The sequence below is a fragment of the Bacillus sp. ISL-41 genome, assembly GCF_018613235.1.
Taxonomy (GTDB): domain Bacteria; phylum Bacillota; class Bacilli; order Bacillales; family Cytobacillaceae; genus Mesobacillus.
The window spans coordinates 70400-90094 of the sequence record NZ_JAGGQP010000044.1 but is presented as its reverse complement, the minus strand read 5'-3'; the positions used below and the strand labels follow the sequence as shown (position 1 = coordinate 90094).

The following is a 19695-nucleotide window of genomic DNA, read 5'->3' as shown; positions in this document are numbered from 1 at the left end:
CCGACGCTTTAGTGTGTTAAAATATCAGTTTCCTTCTATTCCCATCAGGGTAAGCACAGGTAAGCAAAGGGACGGTTCTTGTGCTCACTTCTAACTACCCAGACACCAAAAAAGCGAGCAGGAGAACCGTCCCCCTGCTCACTTTCTTTTAAGTTTATTCAAAAGTTCTTCAACCTTCTGCCTGGCAGCTTGAGTTTCTTCTTCTAACAGTTTTATTTGTTGTACATTGCCATCCTCATTAAATTCGACAAATAAGATGTCGCCTTCGGCAGCGTTTGGGGGTAAGGATACTTTACTGATTAAAAGCTCTTTAGTCTCATCATCTCGAAACAGCAGTACAGCAATGTCTTTTTCGAATCGATCGAGTGTGTATTTACCTGGTAAATTCATCAATTATCGTCCCCTGTGGGTCTATGAGCCTTGCGGCGTCCCCGTTATTATCCCAGATGTAAGCTGTCGTCCAAAGAAGGTGAGTCGGTCTGCTTTCATAAGCATTTCTTCCAGTCGTCACAGTAACCGAGGCACCTTTCTTCAAGACAAAATCACTTGGGAAGTTGTATTGCTGGTTACCATCCACACTGATTAATGTCCAGCCATCCATCGAAATGTCTTTTGAATCGATATTTTTCAATGTAACGATTTCTTTGTCCAAGTCTAGATTAGTGATATCGATTTTACCAGTATTGGGATTTGGCTGAGGTTCGGTTCCTGGAACGCCTTTAACAAGTTGTATGGAAGAACCATTTGATTCAAAAGCGATGTCTCCATTGGTTGTTGGTACTATTGTTGCACCCATAGCTGTTAGTCGGTTCACTACAACGCTATCGGGGTGTCCGTAGCTATTTCCTTCGCCAAAAGACAATACTGCCCATGCTGGTGTGACCTCGTTTAAGAACAGTTGGGAAGATCCTGTTTCAGATCCATGATGGGAAACTTTAAGAACATCAGCATTCACATTAAAGCTTGAAACCATCTCTGCTTCCCTTGCGACCCCTGCATCCCCAGTAAATAGGAAAGATTTTGAACCATGAGTTACTTTCAATACAACGGATGCCTCATTATTATCCGAAGAACCTTCACCGCTATTCAATACTTGAACCTTGATTGCAGGGTCTACATCAATGAATTCACCTGTTTGTGCAACATGGAAAGGGATATTTTTCTGATCAATCAATGTTAAGTATTCCATGTAAGTTTGAGACGTATGCGATTTCCCGCTATCAATCACGTTTTTAACAGGTATTTGAGTTAACACCGGAATTAAACCGCCAATATGGTCTGCATCAGGGTGTGTCGCCACTAAATAATCAATCGAAGTTACACCAGCTGCCTTAAGGTAAGAAACAACCTTTTCACCAGCAGTTTGTTTACCACCATCAATTAGAATCGTTTTACCAGTTGGAGTAATTAATAGACTGCTGTCACCTTGTTCAACATCCAGGAAGTGAACAGCTAATTCACCGCTCGAGGTAGGCGGCTCGACTTTAAAACTATCATTTAAAGCTCTAGCCAAGAAAGCAGAAAAGTCTCCGCGAGACAGCTGTTTATTTGGTCTGAAGGTATTGTCTGCATATCCTGTCGTGATTCCAAAGGCAAGAATTTTTTTAATAGAGGAGTATGCAGTAATACTTGGGCTTACATCTGAAAAGTAAACAGTTGCTTCATTATTTAACTTAAACGCTCTGGCCAGGAAAATAGCCATTTGCCCACGTGTAACCGGCTCCTTTGGCCTATATGTGCCATCAGCATAACCGCTTATAATTCCTTGTTTAACCGCTGAATCTATATATCCGGATGCATAATTGCTTGCACTCACATCAGAAAAAGTCGTGTTTCTTTGTGTGCCATCTAACTTTAACGCTCTGCCAATCATTGCGGCAGCAGCATCTCTCGTTACAACAGCATTTGGCCTAAACTCTCCATTACCATATCCGCTAATAATCCCGCGATCATACAGATATATAACCTCGTCATAAAAATTGTAGCTTGGATTTACATCTGCAAATTCTGTACTAGCATTTACACTCGGGGTAAAGACGCTGAACAAAAACACAGAACAAATTAATAATAAAAGTTTTTTCACCTTTCTCCACTCCTCTCTACTATTAATAGGTTAACACAGGGATAATAGTAGATTAAAGAAGCGGGAGGGTTTTCAAAAATTTCCCAATAAAACAACCAGAGGGACGGTTCTTGTGCTTGTTTTGTTAACTATATCAATTGGTCTATTTCAGGCTGCGAACCAATAATCGATAGAATGAAATTCAAAATATAAATAGTTTACACTTAATAACTATGCTGATACCGATATGGTACACTAATAGGAAGAGGGTAGTAAGGGAGATTAACTATGAAAGAACTGTCTAGTAAAATTAATAGTGTTGAAAAAGCACTTTCTCTTATTGAGTTTTTTGATGTTAGAAATCCTAAAATGTCTCTTCAGGAAATTGCAGAAAAGACCGGTTATTCGAAACCAACTGTTTTCCGTATTGTATGTTCGCTGGAAAAGTTCGGCTATTTAAAGAGATTTAATGAACGTGGGGAAGTGAAGTTTCGTCTTGGCATGACTTTTATTGAAAAAGGCGAATTGGTAAATAACCAAATAGATTTACGTGAGATAGCTAAGAGTGAAATGATTCGCTTGAGGAGCAAAATAGGACTATCAGTGCAGCTTGCTATTAGAGACGGTTATGAAGCGATCTATATTGAACAATATGAATCATTAAATCCAATTCGTGTTTTCCCTCAAGTGGGACGAAGAGTACCATTATACGCCGCAGCGTGTCCACGTATCTTACTAGCGTACCTTCCAGAAGATGAGCTTGACTATATACTAGAAAACTTCACATATGAGGCATACACGAAATCAACAATAACGAATATAGAACAAATAAAACAAGAAATCGACAAGATTAGAAGTAAAGGTTATTCCACTAGTAAAGGTGAATTATATGAGGGGACTGTTGCAATAGCAGTTCCAATATATTCAGTTAATAATAAGGTAATAGCCGCTCTAAGTATAATTGGTGTAGTCAATGACATCACAAATGAAAAGCAATTAAAAGAATACGTTAATGAGCTAAAAAAATCTGCAGCATCAATTAAGCAAAAATTATAGATTTATAGGTACTCCTCTTTTGAGGAGTTTTTTTATTGATTGAATTTTTAATTTTTTCTAAAAATAGGCAGGAATAATAGTTTATTTGTCTAATATAATTCAGTGTGAATAAAATGAAATTTACATTTCATAATATGAAATGAAGGGAGAGGGAGTCGTGCAACCATCCACAAACACAAATGTTCCAGTAACTAATGGGAAATTGGAGCGAGGTTTAGGCTTTGTTGATTTATGGAGTGTCGGTGTAGGGGCGTTGATAGGTGGAGGTATTTTTACGGTTATAGGTCCAGCTGTTGCACAAGCTGGAGCAGGATTATTCGTAGCATTTTTAATTGCTGGAATCATCGCGATTCTATCTAGTATGAGCTATGCTGAACTCGCATCTATCTGGCCTTATGAAGGAGCATCCTATGCATATTCCAAGTTCGCTTTTTCACCCATTAATAAAGACTTAGGTAAACTTATGGCATTATGGTGTTCTGGCTTATACTTTTTATCCTTTGCATTTGCTGCAGGAGCAGTAAACCTGGGGTTTGCAGGATATTTTAATTATTTATTTCCGTCATTGCCAGCAACAGTTGTGGCACCGATTATTTCGATAATAATTACAGGATTACTTCTTATCGGCATAAAAGTCACTGGTAAAATCAACACAATTTTTTCTATTATTCAAGTCATTGCTTTGTTTGCAATCGCTACTATTGCTATTTTTGCAAACCCAGGTGGTCCATTCCAATATAGTGATTTCTTACCGAATGGTTGGACAGGTATATTCGCAGCTACAGCACTTATTGCTTTTGGACAGATGCAAGTTGAGGCAGTTCTTACTCTTGGAGAAGAGGCGAAGAATCCTAGACGCAATCTACCGCTAGCACAGATATCAGCGCTGGTAACAGTTGTGATACTTTACGTTTTAACAGGTTTTGGAGTTGTTGCAGCTGCAGATCCTGTTGAGCTAGCGGCCTCAAAGGCGCCTTTATCTCTAGCAATGGAAAATGTACTTCCTGGTATCGGAGCAGTACTAATTGCCATTGCCGCATTAACTGCCACTGGAACCTCAACTGTAGGCTGTTTATTAGGTTCCTCAAGAATGCTATTCGTAGCGGCTCGTGAAAAAGCAGTGCCTTCAGTTTTAGGTAAAGTGAGTGAAACAACACATGTGCCCCAATATGCAATAATTTTCACAGGGGTAATCGCTTTAGGTGCAACATTAATGAGTACTATGGGCTATGGTAAAGCAATTGGGATTGCTGTAGGTGCTGCCGTCTTTTCTAATTGGTTAATGATGGCTATTATGAATATTGCCCTTGTTGTAGTAAGAATAAAGAGACCTGAACTAAGAGAGAAAGCACTTTTTAGATTTCCTCTTAATATAAGGAACATTCCTGTGTTAGCAATTGTTGCAGCTATCGCGTCTTTATGGGTGTTGACTTACATCGCTACAATACCTTTGTTAGTAGGTATTACCTGGCTTGTATTAATTACATTATGGTACTTTGCTTATTCTAGGAATAAATGGGAATATCTCGATGAAGAGGAAATGGAGAAAATGACCAACTAGGAGTGTTTACTTATGAAAAGCGTTTGGCTACAAGATAATAAATGGGAAGATGTAGAAAACTATTTAAAATCGAAGAAAACGATTATCGTTCCAGTTGGAAGTGTTGAGCAACATGCAAAGCATTTACCATTGGGAACAGACTCCTTTGTAGCAGTTAAAGTAGCGGAGGAAGCGGGACGTAAAACTAACACTCTTGTTGCACCACCAAACTGGGTTGGGTGGGCTCCCCATCATATGGCCTATCCTGGTACAATCACCCTTCGTCCTGAAACATTAACTAATTTACTCTATGATATTTGTAAAAGCTTAATCTATCATGGTTTTGAAAAAATTATTGTTATTAATGGACACCGTGAAGCTAATCTTCCACCATTAAAAATCGCGATTACAAAACTCCGTAATGAGACTGGTGCTTTTTTAGCGATTGCCGATCCATTTTATATAGCTGATCAGGTAGGCAGAAAGGTGAAAAAGTCAGAACCTGGTGGAGTAGGGCATGCTGCTGAGATGGAAACTTCACATATGCTTCACCTTTATCCTGAGCTTTGTGATATGGATAGGGCAGTAAAAAACATTGAACAAAAACATCGCTTCTTTAAACATGATCCATTCGTTGAGGGCGACAGTGTATTTGTACCAAGTGATGTATCCATTTATAGAGAAGGATCTAAAGGAATCGGCGTTGTGGGTGATCCTACAGTCTCAACAAAAGAGGCTGGAGAAATCTATCACAATGAATTAATTAACAATTTAGTAGAATTGCTTAATTATTGTGAGGAAAAAATTAATGTAACAATAAGAAATAAGGAAATTCCTTTATGAGTTAGTTTTACAGATACAGGCACTATATGGAAAAAGAGCGGGACTATACAGATTTATGTATGGTTCCCTGCTCTTTGTTCTTGTAAATTTGATTGGCGAGTAGGATTAAGAGAGACATTAGTACGGTTCCTGCATATATACACCGGCAATCGATAATAGTTTTACTGCTGGGAGGATTAACCGGGAATGAGGGTTCTAATTTCCTGAAACTGAAAGATTCACTATCCGATACAAGGGGTAATCCTATAGGCTCTTTGTCTGTGGTTTAAACTTTTTATCAATTTTTTTGGCAGTCACTTTGATAAACAGGAATTAATTTTACGAAAGAGTTATGGAAACATGCACTACCCCAATGAAAACCATTTCCGTAAGCAAACCACCTAAAAACATAGCATCATCTACTTCTTCTTCATTCATCTCTTGCACTTCTTCTAAATTATTAAAGTGCCAATCCCCATCAATATATGTGTAACCCTAATGTTCAAGTTCCTTTTCAATCCCATGATTATTTGACCACGAGTTGAGCAAGGGGTTGAGCACAAGAACCGTCCCTGTGCTTCAAAAATGTTCAAAAAATAGAATGCTAGGAAATAAGTCCCGATGTTATAATGGGAATAATTAGTTTTTTGAGAGGGTAATTGTATGCTGTCTAATGAAAAAGGGTTGACGCTTCTTGAGGTTCTTCTTTCTATGGTGATTCTATCGATTATCCTGGTTTCGATAATGAGTTTTTTTCCTCAGGTGAACATGCTGAATGCGAAGAATGAGTCTAAGTCGAATGGCATACAGGCTGCTAAGGAGCTCCTTATTACGTGGAAGGGTTCTAATGAGGCGAAGATTTATCTTAAAAACCCAGACGAGATGAACAGGCCTGCCGAATATGCAGGGGAAGACCAGGAGTATTATTTTTTTAAGACGACGATTCACGGATACATTGGGGATATCCAGATTAAAAAGATCCCTGATTTAGTTTCGGGACCCGGGAAGCCCCATTATATTTATATAAAAATAGCAGATAATCATAATGGAAATATTAGCGATACATATGGGTATATCATTGTCGATTAATAGAGGGGATTAATATATGGTACAAAATCAGCGGGGAATGACTGTGATTGAACTCCTGGCAAGCTTGGCGATCCTGTCCATAATCGGAATTCTTGTCTGGCAAGTTTTTTTCCAGGGGATGAATTACTCGGCGAAATCGATTTCTAAAAATAACATGCAGCAGGAAGCAACTATTCTTACTGCTACATTAACCAAGATCCATCAAACCTCCGATGAATATGAGCTTTCTAACCCATCATGCAGTATTATTGTCCAGTATATGAGGCAGGGAACGACGGCAGTGGAAGAGTTCAGTCACCCTGAGATGTGTCTCGAAATTGATTTTACTGGTGAGGTGGAACCTGATCTTAATGACTTGCCGATGAAATTGACCATCAATGAAAAAGCCAATGCTGAAAACCGGATTGTCCAAGATACATTTCTTTATAGGCTGAAGGGAGACGGCTAGTTTGAGAGTTTTAAAGAATGACGAAGGTTACGCCTTATTGACGGTTCTTCTGGTGATGATTATCTTCATGTCTATGGGAATGACTTTATTTGCCCATTCGTATAACAGTACAAAGCAAAACAACATTGTGGAAGATAACAATCAATCCGTTGCGCTGGCTGAGATGGGCATTACCTATTACCAAACAGCGATTCGAAATGCCTATGTAACCAATAAACAGCCAGTGGACAATCAAGTCGAAAGCCAGTTGCTATCGGATTTTAATAATAAGAAGGCTCGTCCTGAGGGATACTATGGAGATTTAGCTATTTCTCTGATGTTTGAGGCAATTCTAAGGCACCTAAATACCGTTAGTTCGACAAAATCAATGGACAATCAGCCTGGGGCTTCCTTTTCAATCGTTGATTTATCGGTAGAAAAGGTGGCCGAAGGAATAAACATAACATACAGCAGTAAAGGTGTTGAGGGAGATCAGAAGGCAATGCTCGGAGCGGAGCTGAAGATTCCCATCAAGGGTTTGGAAACCTCCCGCAATCCCGGCAGCGGGTCTGGTGGCAGTGGCGGTTTTTATGCACTGCCAGATTTTAATAAGATCCCCTACCCTGAAAATGTATCTTTATCCTGTAAAAACCCACTCTCATTAAGCGTGAATTGCAGCAGCATTCTCATTGAAAACTCAAAAAGCTACACTGGCAACTACAATGGATTATCAGGAAAATTGATCTATGCTAATAATTCCTTGTCAGTAAGTGGCAATGGGAACAATATGGACGATGTTAGGATACATACAAACGGTGATTTTTCTTTGGGTAAGAATATGAATAACCTTAGCAATTCGATATTGGAGATCAAAAAGACAGGAAACTTCGGAAGCCAGCTCAGGGTCGACCATGCTGAAATCTATACGGGTGAAAACCTCAATATTAATGGACATTTAGACTTAGAAAATTCTTCTGTCTATATTGGAGGAAAAGCGACGATTAACAAGCATCTAACAATCGATGCCAACTCCAAAATGTGCGTGGCAGGCGACCTGGCAGCATCCAAAATCGATATTGCGGGCCAATTATATATAAAAGGAACCATCAAAGGGAAAATAACAGGAACACCGGCCTACGTAAACACCCAGCAATTCACCACAGCCTGCGGCAGCCCAACCCAATCCACCCAGCCAGCACTCACCATGGAGTGGGGAAACATCATAAATAATGTAAAGTATACCTATTAAATTGAGCAGTGAGCAGGGGGACGGTTCTCCTGCTCATTTTTTCCCGAAAAAAACGCACAAGAACCGTCCCTGTGCTCAGTTGGTTTGTTATATTAGTATTAGGAATATATGGTACAAAAGGAGTGGGTAAATAGGATTATATGAAGGCTAGTAAATTTCAAGGAGGAAAAGGATGAGGAACAAAGGTTTTATTATTCTATTAACAACTATATTATTTATGAATCTATTTTTTATGAATTATTCAACAAACTCTGTTTCTGCGAGTGGTGCTGTTTCAACAGCAGCTAATTTACCAAGTGGGATTAAACCTCAATATACATATGCATTACATTTCCAAGAAGGTTTGGCATGGGTTCAAAATGAGGATGGCTGGGGTGCGATTGATACAACTGGAAATTGGGTGATTCCCCCAATAGCAGGAAATTTAAAAGACGATCTCTATACTTCTTTTCAAGAAGGGATTAGTTGGTTAGAATTCACAGATGGATTTAGACCGATTAACAAGCAAGGAAAATTTATTACGAATAAGAAGTACATGAACCATGAGCCTTTTGATGAAGGTCTGGCTGCGGTGTGCGATTTTAATGGCAAGTGGGGGTTTATTGATAAAACAGGTAAAGAAGTTATAAAACCCAAATATAATGAGGTTGGAGAATTTATAAATGGAATTGCTATGATAAGAATTACACAAAGTTATGGCTTAATTAATAAAGAAGGTAAAGAAATTGTAAAGCCACAATATGAGGAAATAGCTAGTTTTCAAGAAGGTCTAGCAAAAGTGAGCAAAAACGGCAAATCTGGTTTTATTGATCAAACGGGTAAGGTGGTAATCCCTCTAAAATATGATAGTGCTGATTCTTTTAAAAATGGCTATGCAAGAGTCGGATTAAACTATAAAAGTTATTACATCGACAACAATGGAAATATTACTGAAAAGTATGTAGATGGAGTCACTATTTTTTCCCAGAATCATCTTTACGGTTTGAAGAATAGAAGTGGAAAAGTTCTTCTCAAGCCAATGTATGACTGGATTGGAGATTTCAATGAAGGTATTGCAGTTACAACTCTTTTTGTAAATGGAAACAGACTAAATGGGTTGATCGATAATAAGGGAAAGATTATTGTAAAACCTCAATATAGTGAAGTGTATAATTTCCAGGAAGGGTTAGCGGTCGTAAAAAGTCCACAAAATAAATATGGTGTTATTAACAAGGCTGGGAAGAATATTGTAAGTCCTCAATATAATTTTATTTCAGACTTTAAAAACGGCTTTGCTATGGTTGAAAAGAATAATAAGTACGGATTAATTAATATGACCGGGAAAATCATTGTAAACCCGCAATACAGTTTTATAGATGAATTTCATGAAGGTTTAGCTAAGGTTAGTAAAAATGGTATGGATGGTTTTATTGATAAATCAGGGAAAGAGGTTATCAAACCACAATATGTTTCTCATACTATGATACCAGGTCCACTCCGGGCTATAACGGGTGCTGGATATTCCTCTGATGGCTTAATTCGTGTATTTGTTGATGGGGAATTTGGATATATTGCTAATCCTCTTTCTGTTGGAGAACAACAATATATAGACTTCAGAAAAGGGGAATATTGGTCAGAAGATATGGTTTGGGCTATTGAGAATAAGTTGATCTCAGGATACATTCATAATGGTGTTAAATCATTAAAACCTGATGATAAGTTAACAGAGGCGCAAGCGATTACAGTTCTATATCGTTATTTTGAACCTAAAGCCATGGGAACCACTACACCTAAAATTAATTGGTGGGCATCCGTACCGTATCAGTTAGCTGAGCAAGATGGTTTAAATGTAGTAGGTTCTATTAAAAATCAATCTGGTTCTAATGAAATTACTACTAGAGGCAAACTAGCTGAGCTGCTAGCCTCTAAGCACTTCGGACGCAATGTCTCTGAAAAGGAAGCGGTCAATTTTATGTACCAAGCCAATATCAGTTCAGGCTATGCTGATAAAAATGGCCAAATACCCAAAACTTATGAATCATATGGGGCTGATAAAACATTACTAAGAGCACACATAGCAGCCTTTATCAAACGCTATAACGACTATATACAATCAAAGTAAACTTAAAAAAGTGAGCAGGGGGACGGTTCTCCTGCTCATTTTTTTTCGGGAAAATGAGCACAAGAACCGTCCCTGTGCTTACCTGTGCTTACCTAATAAGTTACAATAAATTCATAGTCTACCGATTTTGTGATGAGGAGAATTGTTATGAGCTTTCTTGATAGAATAAAACCATTTCTGCTTTCTGATGATTTGCTTGTGCATCGTTATGTGATGCATAGTTTGAGGGAGTTTCCGGATATTCCTGAAGAGTGGACGGTGCAATTGTTGAGGCAGGCTCTTGCCAACAAAGGGCAGGAGAGTTTGATTTTAATATCGCTGGAGCATGCGCCGCTTAATCGGGAATCGTTGGAGCTTCTTATTCAGGGTGCTGATAATGCGGACCTTGATCGAAAGCATTTATATCTAAGATTATTAGACAAAGCAGATCCCAATTTCATTCTGGCTAACCGGGATTTGGCGGAGCGCTTTTACAGTGAAGAGATGCTAAAAGAGAATGTGGCTTTCCTGGCTAGCGGGTCGGAATCCATGTGGAATCAGTACCATGCCACTCTTGCTGAGTTGGAGAAAGAAAAATATTTTAATTCAAACTTATATGGGATGGCGAAGGAGATTGCCCGCATTTTGGCAAGGAACGGATTTGTTGATGATGGTTATATACAGCGGAATTTTGACGGTCATAAAAACAAAGAGTTTTTCAGTTTTGAGGATATTTTAGCGGTGTATATGGCCAAGGAAATGAAGCTTGAGCAGCATATCCCGTATTTTGCAGGGTTACTTGAGAGAGATGACGACCTGTTACTTGAAGAACTTTTGGAGGTCTTGTCCAGTTTTCAATCGGATGCCGTGGTGGAATCTGTAAATCCTGATATTGAAGATTCAGCGATGGTAATTTTTCCAATAGGCGTGTTAAAAAACACAAAAACACAAAGTTCTGTTGATAAACTAATCAAGTACTATTCAATGACAACCGACCCGGAAGTCAAAATGTATATTGTCGAGGCACTTTGCTCCCAACTCACAGAGGATGCCTTCCCAATCGTGGAAGATGCTATCCAGAAGAAATACGATACCTCTGCATTTGAAGTGGATGAGCTTTACTATGGTTTTTATAAAGTAATGGGAGTACAGCATCCGAAGCTTGCTGAGTGGGGAAAAAGCGCTATGGAAAGACGTGAATATTATGACAAGCGTTCAAGGGAACTTAATGATCTGAACTTCACTAGCTCGGCAGTTCCAAAGAACGAGCCCAAAGTTGGCCGGAACGAACCATGTCTGTGCGGCAGCGGGAAGAAGTATAAAAAATGTTGTGGTAAGTGACATAGAGACGATTAGAGACATAGTAGAGGTACAGTGTTCTAACGTTCCAATTGCTTCTTTTTTGCTTGAGATCAAAGGGAGACAAGGTATCTGTCCCTGTTTCCTAAACTCACATACAGAAAAAGGTACAGGTGGTTCTCGAAAGCACGATATCAACCGTTACGAAGGAAAGTGAATTTTTTATCTTCAAAATAAAGAAACGGCACCTTTCATTCCCGAAAGGTGCTGGCATCATGAAGCGGAAGAGTACGTTCCTTCAAATTTCGTTCTGCTTTTCTCATAATCCATTGTTCACGTATTGTGTTGAGTATACTGATTTCTGTTTGTTCGTTCAACTCGTCATTTCGTTTATTGAGAAAAGAAGGCATCGATCCATGACCAAATTACAGAGCCTGCAAGAAGAAAATTAAATATTGCCATAACCATTTTCTATGAAAGATTTTGAGCTTGGCCTGACCCCTCAATAATTTGTTTTACCTTAGAACTTTGATGACTACCTTGTACACTGAACCATCGGTAAGTCCCAGAAAAAAACAAGCAGGAAATCGTCCACTGATTGTTTTTCTTAGATTAATTGATTATTATACTTTGTCTAAAAACTTCTACAGCTATATTATCGAATAAGAAGTCACTGCCACTTAAATCGTCTGTTATCACTTTGCCTGTTCCATCCTCAACGGAGATGTCTAGGGCGGATCGTTCCCATATTCAGAACCAAGAAGCACGGTGTAAAAAGAGGAATAAATAACGAAAAAAAGGGTTTCTTTTATTTCTATAAGGACAAAAGAAACCCATCTTTCAATTTTCCTGCCTTTTACAATCCGTTAAGAGAACTCAATCATCAGTTGTGTATTTGTATGAGCAAAAACAAGCAGTAGAACCGTCCCTCTGCTTCACTTTACTTGCTCAATCTTCACAGCACACGCCTTAAACTCAGCAGTCCCTGCAAGCGGGTCAGTTGCGGAGTTGGTTAACACATTCGTGCTAGCCTGGTCTGGGAAGTGAAAGGACATGAAGACTAAGCCCTTTGGCTGTTTTTTGCTGATGTTGACTTTGGTTATGAGGCTTCCTCTTCTTGAGCTTACTCTTACTTGATCTCCGTCTTGCAATCCATATTTCACTGCATCCTCTGCATGGATCTCTAAAGCTTCTTCCGCGTTTTTCATTTTCTTATAATCTCTTGTTTGCACGCCTGTATTATAAAATTGCAGTCTGCGTCCGGTTGTCAGCATCAAAGGAAACTCTTCATCAGGCTCTTCGGCAGGAGGCTGGTAATGGGTCGGCACGAATTTTGCCTTCATTCCCACCTCATCTGACCAGAGACGGCTATGGAGAAATGGAGTACCTGGATGATTTTCATCGGGACATGGCCATTGAAGGCCGCCATCCTTATCGATCCGTTCGTACGTTATACCCGCAAAATTTGGTGCAAGCTTGCGGATTTCCTCCCAAACTTCCTCCGCTGATTGATACGTCCAGTTCGCTCCCATCTTATTGGCAATATCCTGGATGATGTCCTGATCATGACGCGATACACCTGGTCCTTTTAGGGCCGGCCGGACGCGCTGAATCCGGCGTTCGGAGTTAACTAGTGTCCCGTCGTTTTCCGCCCAGCCTGTTGCCGGAAGGACTACATCCGCAAGCATCGCCGTTCTTGTCATTAAAATGTCCTGGACAACGAGGAAATCGACGCCTTTAAAAATCTTTTCAACCTGATTCCCGTTGGCGTCGGATTGAACAGGATTTTCGCCAATCACATAAACTGCCTTAATTTCTTTTTTCTCCATTGCCTCAAGCATCAAGGTTTGATGCTTTCCGATATTTTCAGGAACCGGGGTGCCCCACACTTGTTCATGCAGTTTTCTTCCTTCAGGGTCGTCATAATTCCAGCCGCCGACAAGCCTGTTCGGCAGAGCGCCCATGTCTCCGCCGCCCTGGACATTGTTTTGTCCTCTCAGCGGATTCAGTCCCGAGCCGTACTTTCCAATATGACCGGTCAATAAGGCTAGATTAATTAACGCAAAGACATTTTCGGTTCCATTATGATGTTCTGTAATCCCCAGCGTCCAGCAAATCGTTGCTTTATCGGCAGTTGCATATAGCCGGGCGATTTCCCGGATATCTTCCGCTGGAATGCCGGTGATTTGCTCCGCAAATTCCGGGGTGTATTTTTTGACCTCTTCCTTATACTGATCAAACTGTTCTGTTGCCTTTTTAATGAACCCATTGTGGACTAAGTTTTCTTCGATAATGACATGGCCCATCGCATTGGCCAGGACAATATCCGTTCCAACCTGGACTGGCAGCCACTTGTAGGCCAGTTTCGTCTGGTCAATCTGCCGGGGGTCAATGACGACCATTTTTGTCCCATTTTTTATCCCGCGGCGCATATGGTTAAAAATAATCGGGTGGCATTCCTGCGTATTGCTTCCCCAGACAAGAATGACATCGGTGTCCTCAAGTTCGTCATAAGAACCCGTGGCAGCACCCGTACCAAACACAGTCACCAGACCGGTGACGCTTGGAGCGTGTCAGGTTCGGTTGCAGCTGTCGATATTATTGGTGCCAATGACGGTCCGCATGAATTTTCCAGCGAGATAATTCAATTCATTAGTCGATCTCGAAGAACTAAAACAGCCAAAGGCATCTGGTCCATGCTCATTCTTAATATCCGTAAATTTATTTGCAATCAGGGTCAGTGCTTCTTCCCAGCTGGCAGGTGTTAACTCTCCGTTTTTTCGAATCAGCGGCTGGGTCAGCCTCCGATCGCTTTGGAGATATCCCCAACCCAGCGCACCTTTCACACATGTTTCCCCATGGCTCGAAGGGTTTTCCTTATATCCTTTTACTTTGCTAATCTTGTTATCTTCTGTTTCGACGATAAGGCCGCATCCTGTACCGCAAAAACCGCATATCGTTTCCACATGATTTAGTTGATCCTGCATGCCGATTTTATACCTCCTGACTTTTGTATGTTTATAAAATGGTTCAAGCTTATATCTTTTCTACAATTCGGTCTGGCCTTGTATAAACATTCAAAGCATTGTTCCGAATAAAGCCAACCGCAGTCATTCCAAGCTCCTCTGCAAGCTCAAGTGCCATTTCTGTCGGTGCCGATTTCGATAACACCACCTCACAGCCGATTTTGGCAACTTTTGTGACGATCTCAGAGGAGATCCGTCCGCTGAACACGATAATTTTATCTTCCAAAGAAATTTGATGACGCAGACAGTAGCCGTATATTTTATCCAGGGCGTTATGGCGTCCGATATCCAGGCGGGACAGCAGGACACCGTCTCTTGTACACAGTGCCGCATTGTGGACCCCGCCTGTTTCCTGGAAAACAGCCGACCGATTTTGCATCTCTTCCATTAATCGAAAACAATCTTGATAGGTTAATAGAACATTCACTTTCTTAAAATGGTGGGATAATCTCGCATCGTTAAAAAAGACAAATCCCTGTCTGCTTTTGCCGCAGCAAGAGGTGATATAACGTTTCGAGTGAAATTTTTCATAAAAGGAATTGGTATAGTGTGTTTTCACATGCACAAATCCTTCTTTTTCCTGAATCCATAAATCTTCAATGTCCGCGAATTTCCTGATCACACCTTCTGATGCTAAAAATCCGATGACCATATCCTCAATGTATTCCGCTGTGCAGACTAGAGTAGCAAACTCTTTTTCATTCAATTTGATCGTAAACGGTTTTTCAGTCGCGATATCATCTTCAACTTTTTCAATGTTCCCATTTACATAACGGGTAATGGTTCGTTTCGTTCTCGTCTTCGTCACGATTTTTTGTTCCTCCCCCGTACGCAAACAAAATAGGGAAAAGTTAAATCTAGGCGGTTATTTCTGATTCATTTTGTTTACGAAGCTTAGCCATATCCACTCTGATCAGCAGGGAAATAACGAATGCTGCCACAAATAACCCCGCAAACACTGATAAGCTGCCGGCGTATGATCCGGTTGTATCTTTTATATAGGCGGCAAACATTGGTCCCACCAGACCGGCCGCTGCCCATGCTGTCAGGATGTAGCCATGGATGGCACCGAGCTGCTTTGTGCCGAATAAATCGCCGATATAGGCTGGGATAGATGCAAATCCACCCCCATAGCACGTATAAATGACTGCAAGCATTACCTGGAAAAGAAGGGCATTAGTCGTGTGCGGAAGCATGAAAAACAATCCGATTTGCAGGATGAAGAAAGTTGTATACGTATTTGGACGTCCAATGAAATCTGAAATCGATGCCCAGCCAATCCGGCCTAGTCCATTGAAGATTCCAATTGCCCCAACCAGAGCGGCAGCGGCGGCTGTCCCAATTCCAATCGACTCCATCGCGAGCGGTTTCGCTACCGCCAAAATCGCGATTCCGCATGTGACATTGATGAACAGCATCAGCCATAAATACCAGAATCGGGTTGTTTTTACCGCTTCATTCGCCGTTAGCTGTGAAAGGTCCATTACTGGCTTTGCCGCACCAGACTCGACCTTTTCCTTAAAGCCCTCCGGCATCCATCCTTCAGGCGGCTTTTCCAGATACAAAGACGATGCGGTCATTAGAATAAAGTAAGCGCTTCCTAAAATGAAAAACGTGTTCGCGACTCCAACGCTTTCAATTAAACTGTTCATGATTGGGCTTGAGATGGCTGCAGCAAAGCCGAAGCCCATAATCGCAAGACCCGTGGCAAGTCCGCGCCGGTCAGGGAACCATTTTACCAGCGTGGAAACCGGTGCAATATAGCCGACACCAAGACCAATCCCGCCTAACACCCCGTAAAACAGATATAGGAGAATCTTGGAACCCAACAGGACAGCTAGACCGGAACCGGCAATCCCGATTCCAAAGAAAGTCGCCGCAAGCAATCCAGCCTTCCTCGGACCATGCTTTTCCACAAAATGACCCAAAAACGCAGCAGCAAGACCCAGGAACAAGATCGCAATACTAAAGGTAAGAGCCACTTCTGAATCGGACCAGCCAAACAAATTTTTCAACGGGTTCGTAAAGTTACTCCAAGCATAAACAGAACCAATCGAAATATGAATTCCAACAGCGGCAGCAGCAATCAACCAGCGGTTTTTCTTCGTTTCAGCCATTAAAACTATTTCCTCCTTTATAAACTTGTTTACTAGCTCTGGTATACTTTATGACAGTAAATGTTACAAAATTCTGACATTTTTAATTTTATAATAGGGAATGAAGGGATAGAAGTCCAGTATAAGGACATTACGAGGGCCTTAAAAATTCAACCTTCGGAATATGAGAACCATCTCCAGGTCGAGATCGTAATACCAGGAGGTGGAAGAAATGAAGTGAAAGTAGGAATTTTAAAAAGCATGCTGATAAGATTAAAAGAAGATAATCGTCTGCCAATAAACTATTTATTACCTGTTTTTGAAACAGGACGCAGAGTTAGAGCTTAATGGTGAGACATTTGAAGGCACTGTTAAGGACTATTAAAAGTATTATAATGCGCTTAAAAAGGGGAATTAAAATGCCTGTCATTGAGCATCAACAATTTATTCATGCACCAATCGAGGTCTGTTTTGACCTTGCGAGGAACGTAGATATCCACACTCAAACAACCTTTAAAACAAAGGAAAGAGCTGTCGGTGGAGTGACAGAAGGGTTATTAGAGGAAGGGGATGTTGTTACTTGGGAAGCTGTTCATTTCGGTATTAAACAAAGATTGACAGCCAAGGTGACATTAATGGAAAAACCAAAAAGGTTTGTTGATATTATGGTGAAGGGGGCCTTCCATTCCTTTGTTCATACACATCAGTTTCTTGAAAAAGGAGAAGGCACCATAATGATCGATAAATTCCAGTATAAGTCACCATTTGGACCAATTGGCGTTTTGGCCGATAAACTGTTTTTGGAGAGGTATATGAGAGAATTTATTGTTTCTCGTGCAGAGGCACTAAGAGATATTGCCGAAAATATAGATCTGGGGAATTAAGGCGCGAGAGAAAAATAGAGTTAAAAGTAAGAAAATTTTATATACTCAAACAAAATCCCTGCACATCCTGTATTCCTTTTTTATAATAAGAGAAAGAGGAGAGGAGTGGTTTCATGGTACATACCATTGCAAAGGAGCAATTTTTCTATGCTTTCAGTAAGGAGAATAAATCAGCACTAAAAGTGCCTTCAGGCTCACAGGTGGTGATTGAAACGTATGATTGTTTCCAGAACCAGATTCAGAGTAATGATGCAGCCTTCAATTCGATTGACTGGAACCAGATTAACCCGGCTACCGGATCAATATATGTAGAAGGTGCCCAGCCGGGCGATATCCTTAAGGTGAAAATCGACAATATTGAATTGGGGAATCAGGGAGTGATGGCAACCGGACCCGGACTTGGCGTCATGGGCCATCGAATTGATGAGTTTACGGTTAAGATGATTCCTATTGAAAATGGCAAGGCTGTCTTTAATGAAAAGCTCCAGCTTCCATTGAATCCGATGATCGGTGTCATTGGCGTAGCCCCTGAATCAGATCCTGTTTCATGCGGTACACCGGGCGCTCACGGAGGAAATATGGATACTACATCTGTCACCACTGGTGCAACGCTGTATTTCCCGGTATTCCAGGAAGGAGCCTTGTTTGGCCTCGGAGATTTGCATGCAGCGATGGGAGACGGAGAAATTGGCGTTTCAGGCATTGAGATTCCTGGAAAAGTAACCGTTACACTTGAAGTCGTCAAAGGTACAACGATTCCTTACCCATTCCTTGAGAATGAAGAAGGAATGGCTGTTCTAGTTTCGAAAGAGACGCTTGATGAGGCGGCCAAAGCTGCTGTGGAGATTTTTATTGATACTTTGCAGCCCCACACAGATTTGAGCCTGGCTGAACTGACAATGCTTATGAGTGCGGTTGGCCAGGTCCAGGTATCGCAAATTGTCGATCCGCTTTTGACAGCAAGATTTTTGGTTCCAAGACATGTGCTTGATGCCTATCAAGTGAAGTTATTCTAGGTGGGAAAAGTCAGCCGACAATAACCTTTGGGATGATTTAAGAACTTACGGATTAGATGAAAAGCCAGTGCCCATAGGTAGGTGGGACACTGGCTTTTCATTACTGTTTTAAGTAGGAATTATTTTTCAGTAATACCTTTATTATAAAAAAACGAATGAATAAAACCCCGATTAACATAACAATACCAGTCGATATAATCGCGAAATTCCTTCCAAAAGGGTTAAACCAGGAAGGATTTGGGGGAGTAATAAACTCTGTCCCTAACACAACTGATATTATAATAGTGATAATGTTTGTCAAAATAATCACTGGATACTTTATTTTTATAGATAAGAGACCTGCCACAATTACAAATAGCAATGTGCCTGACAGCAAAATGGCAGGTCTTGGGGGATGAATAATTTCAATGTAATGAAACAAGAATGCACTAGGAATTAACGAAACTACGAACCATAGTGATTTGATAGGATTTCCTCCTCTTTGGGTAATTATCATTGACAGGACAAAAAGAGAAAGTGCCACTTTTAGGGGCGCGTGCTTGGGACCGCTCACTCATGATGAAAGTCCTCTATTTCTCCATTTTTTAAAAAGCAAAAGCTTCCTAATGGATATTTGGCTTCTTTTTTAGCTAAATCAAGTGACATATTATTTTGCATTCCAAAAACATCTACTTCATTTTCGGATCTGTCATATACATATTCATAACGGATTTCTGGATCATCATTGTAATAAACCATTTTAGACCAGCCAGTTTTATAATTGAAGTAGCTTTGCTCTACTCTACCCTCAGATAGGTCTACTTTCTGATATTCCATTGCTTTCGCAATCCGGCTGTCAGCTGTTTTTTCATAGTGGAACATATTGATTTTAAAAATGAGAAAGCCTGCGAAAAATACGATTGCAAAATAGGTTAGAACAATCAAGACACTTTTCATTGTCATTATCTCCTTAAAGTGTAAATTTACACTTTTATTATATATTTTACCATTTACTTGGTCAATAATAAAATTGATTTTTATAAAACAAAAGGACGGCTCAAATGCACCAA

The 19695-nt window shown here is 40.4% G+C and carries 16 protein-coding genes and 1 pseudogene; 10 read left to right on the top strand and 7 right to left on the bottom strand.

Features of this window, described 5'->3' with window-relative positions:
* Positions 1-138: 138 nt before the first annotated feature.
* Together J7I80_RS20990 and J7I80_RS20985 are read right to left on the bottom strand one after the other, a co-directional pair.
* Complete coding sequence (locus tag J7I80_RS20990; protein WP_214741046.1) at positions 139-390, bottom strand: DUF3006 domain-containing protein; 252 nt, start codon at positions 388-390, stop codon at positions 139-141.
* Complete coding sequence (locus tag J7I80_RS20985) at positions 374-2083, bottom strand: S-layer homology domain-containing protein (RefSeq protein WP_214741044.1); 1710 nt, start codon at positions 2081-2083, stop codon at positions 374-376. Before J7I80_RS20985 ends, J7I80_RS20990 begins: the two co-directional genes overlap by 17 nt.
* A gap of 267 nt (positions 2084-2350) precedes the next feature.
* Between J7I80_RS20985 and J7I80_RS20980 the strand changes: the two genes are divergently transcribed.
* The 8 genes from J7I80_RS20980 (at position 2351) to J7I80_RS20945 (ending at position 11666) form a co-directional block, all read left to right on the top strand.
* Positions 2351-3118: an IclR family transcriptional regulator gene (locus J7I80_RS20980; RefSeq protein WP_214741042.1), complete on the top strand. Its 768-nt coding sequence runs from the start codon at positions 2351-2353 to the stop codon at positions 3116-3118.
* A gap of 157 nt (positions 3119-3275) precedes the next feature.
* Positions 3276-4679, top strand: a complete 1404-nt coding sequence (locus J7I80_RS20975) for an APC family permease (RefSeq protein ID WP_214741041.1) — start codon at positions 3276-3278, stop codon at positions 4677-4679.
* Positions 4680-4691: 12 nt separating this feature from the next.
* Positions 4692-5501 (top strand): creatininase family protein, encoded by an 810-nt coding sequence (locus J7I80_RS20970; protein WP_214741039.1) that lies wholly within the window; start codon positions 4692-4694, stop codon positions 5499-5501.
* 642 nt (positions 5502-6143) lie between these two features.
* Positions 6144-6569 (top strand): type IV pilus modification PilV family protein, encoded by a 426-nt coding sequence (locus tag J7I80_RS20965; RefSeq protein WP_214741037.1) that lies wholly within the window; start codon positions 6144-6146, stop codon positions 6567-6569.
* Positions 6570-6585: 16 nt separating this feature from the next.
* A complete protein-coding gene (locus tag J7I80_RS20960; RefSeq protein WP_214741035.1) occupies positions 6586-7017 on the top strand; it encodes a PulJ/GspJ family protein in 432 nt (143 codons plus the stop codon).
* 1 nt (position 7018) lies between these two features.
* Positions 7019-8245: a hypothetical protein gene (locus tag J7I80_RS20955; RefSeq protein ID WP_214741033.1), complete on the top strand. Its 1227-nt coding sequence runs from the start codon at positions 7019-7021 to the stop codon at positions 8243-8245.
* A 172-nt stretch (positions 8246-8417) separates the two neighbouring features.
* A complete protein-coding gene (locus J7I80_RS20950; protein WP_214741031.1) occupies positions 8418-10346 on the top strand; it encodes a WG repeat-containing protein in 1929 nt (642 codons plus the stop codon).
* A gap of 147 nt (positions 10347-10493) precedes the next feature.
* Positions 10494-11666 (top strand): SEC-C metal-binding domain-containing protein, encoded by a 1173-nt coding sequence (locus J7I80_RS20945; RefSeq protein ID WP_214741029.1) that lies wholly within the window; start codon positions 10494-10496, stop codon positions 11664-11666.
* Between the two features lie 893 nt (positions 11667-12559).
* Here J7I80_RS20945 and fdhF read toward each other — a convergent pair.
* The 4 genes and pseudogenes from fdhF to J7I80_RS20925 all read right to left on the bottom strand — a co-directional run bounded on the left by fdhF (position 12560) and on the right by J7I80_RS20925 (position 16767).
* A complete protein-coding gene (gene fdhF, locus J7I80_RS23390) occupies positions 12560-14470 on the bottom strand; it encodes a formate dehydrogenase subunit alpha (protein WP_353050144.1) in 1911 nt (636 codons plus the stop codon).
* A pseudogene (locus tag J7I80_RS23690) lies at positions 14450-14611 on the bottom strand (hypothetical protein); the annotation flags it as partial. The gene fdhF and the pseudogene J7I80_RS23690, both read right to left, overlap by 21 nt.
* Before the next feature lie 49 nt (positions 14612-14660).
* Positions 14661-15458, bottom strand: a complete 798-nt coding sequence (fdhD, locus tag J7I80_RS20930) for a formate dehydrogenase accessory sulfurtransferase FdhD (protein WP_214741023.1) — start codon at positions 15456-15458, stop codon at positions 14661-14663.
* Between the two features lie 49 nt (positions 15459-15507).
* The gene (locus J7I80_RS20925) at positions 15508-16767 is read right to left on the bottom strand and encodes an L-lactate MFS transporter (protein ID WP_214741021.1); all 1260 of its coding nucleotides are present in this window, start codon (positions 16765-16767) and stop codon (positions 15508-15510) included.
* A gap of 398 nt (positions 16768-17165) precedes the next feature.
* On the opposite strand from J7I80_RS20925, the gene J7I80_RS20920 reads away from it, so the two are divergent.
* Both J7I80_RS20920 and J7I80_RS20915 read left to right on the top strand, forming a co-directional pair.
* A complete protein-coding gene (locus tag J7I80_RS20920) occupies positions 17166-17630 on the top strand; it encodes an SRPBCC family protein (RefSeq protein WP_214741019.1) in 465 nt (154 codons plus the stop codon).
* Between the two features lie 113 nt (positions 17631-17743).
* On the top strand, positions 17744-18646 hold the full coding sequence (locus tag J7I80_RS20915) for an acetamidase/formamidase family protein (RefSeq protein WP_214741017.1): 903 nt from the start codon (positions 17744-17746) through the stop codon (positions 18644-18646).
* Between the two features lie 549 nt (positions 18647-19195).
* On the opposite strand, the gene J7I80_RS20910 is transcribed toward J7I80_RS20915, so the two are convergent.
* On the bottom strand, positions 19196-19582 hold the full coding sequence (locus J7I80_RS20910) for a hypothetical protein (protein ID WP_214741015.1): 387 nt from the start codon (positions 19580-19582) through the stop codon (positions 19196-19198).
* Between the last annotated feature and the right edge of the window lie 113 nt (positions 19583-19695).